General features: G+C 37.7%; 1 protein-coding gene and 1 pseudogene. One reads left to right on the top strand and one right to left on the bottom strand.

Features of this window, described 5'->3' with window-relative positions; translation table 11 throughout:
* Window positions 1–95 precede the first annotated feature (95 nt).
* A pseudogene (locus Q397_RS24920) lies at window positions 96–233 on the top strand (IS5/IS1182 family transposase); the annotation flags it as partial.
* A 9-nt stretch (window positions 234–242) separates the two neighbouring features.
* Here the strand turns inward: Q397_RS24920 and Q397_RS0120215 are convergent.
* On the bottom strand, window positions 243–1,346 hold the full coding sequence (locus tag Q397_RS0120215) for an alginate O-acetyltransferase AlgX-related protein (protein WP_038015115.1): 1,104 nt from the start codon (window positions 1,344–1,346) through the stop codon (window positions 243–245).
* Between the last annotated feature and the right edge of the window lie 119 nt (window positions 1,347–1,465).

Genomic DNA, 1,465 nt, shown 5'->3' on the forward strand with positions numbered 1-1,465 from the left:
CGACATTCATATTTAGGAAATATCAGTCCAATGCAATTCGAAATGAAGGTCGCCTAAACGGAGAAAGTGCTCTCCACTTTTAGGGAACGGGTCCACAGCGTCATAAAGTCGAAAATATGTTTGGCAAACTCAAGGATTGGCGACGTGTCGCAACTCGCTATGACCGCTGTGCTCACACATACTTCTCAACAATCTGTATCGCCGCTGCTTTCATCTTCTATCTCAATCAATGAGTCCTGAGCCTAGGGAGCAGGGTCATATAATGCTTGAAACATTGGATGTTTTATAACAGCACCCGCAGCTTTTTCATGCCCATAACTATTCCAATGGTAATCAACGTCAAATTCAAAACGTTTTTGATTGATTTTATAGTCATCTTGGAAAACTTGTTGCATATTCACCACAGAAAATCCCATTTCCTGTGCTTCTCGAATGAAAAAATCAAACATCTGTGCAGCATAAGAAGAAGTATCTTCTTTGCCTGCATAAATCTGACTACGTAACCCATCGACAACAAATAAAATTTTATCGTTAGGTAAGCCCGTATAAAAGTTTACCTTTTCTAAGAAGAAGTTAATAGCCCGACGCGAATCCTCAATTTTCTTCAATGGCGCTACTACCGGCATATTATTTTCAAATTTTTTTTCACTTGTTCTAAATGTAAAAAAATTTGAAATGAAACTGGGTATGTTTTCAATCTGCAAATTTAAGAACAAATATCGCAACAAAGCAGACTTTCGAGCCAAACGTTTAAATGAGCTAACACTATAATCAACCCTTTCAAGAGATAGGGTGCCATTTATTTCTCTAAGATAATGAAAACCCGGCATGGATTTATACTTTAGCAAGCTTTCGTCAAAATCATTACTTATAATAACAAAAATTGCAGCACTTGGCTTATAGGTATTTTTCGCATATTCAGCCCACATTAAGTATTGGCTTAGTGGTGCCCCTGAAAAGGCAAAAGAATATGCGCTTCCCTTACTTGCCAAATTTTCATGTAAGATTCCGGTAATAGTCTCCTTGAAAGGCACCATTAAGGCTTCGACATAAGAATCTCCAAACACGGCGAGTAAGGGCTTATCTGGTGAAAAAATATAATCTTCATCATGAACAAAACCCTGAGCATTAACTCGGCCCTTATTGGGAATTTGCATGGCGCTTCCCTTAGAGTATACATAATTGAAGTTTGAGCTTGCCTTAAGGTAAGGCTGACTTTTACTTACAGGCTGAAGAGCAAGCCCTGAATTAACGGGCAAAAAACGAAAAAATATTTCAAAAGCAAAAAAGACAAAGGCTATTGAGGCTATTACTAGAGCTATGTTCTGTAAAGTACGCGTCATCATTCAATCCAACTCAAATGCATTTTTGAAATCGAGTTTCAGTCTTTTATCTTGATCTTCTTTTTTCAGCAAACAATTTCTGGACCTGCTGCACTAAAGTGGAGGATACTTTACTATGTCAT

This window comes from Terasakiella pusilla DSM 6293 (assembly GCF_000688235.1).
Lineage (GTDB): Bacteria > Pseudomonadota > Alphaproteobacteria > Rhodospirillales > Terasakiellaceae > Terasakiella > Terasakiella pusilla.

Excerpts from the sequence above, each read along its gene's own strand:
- Q397_RS0120215 (WP_038015115.1), bottom strand. The coding sequence starts at position 1,346 with ATGATGACGCGTACTTTACAGAACATAGCTCTAGTAATAGCCTCAATA.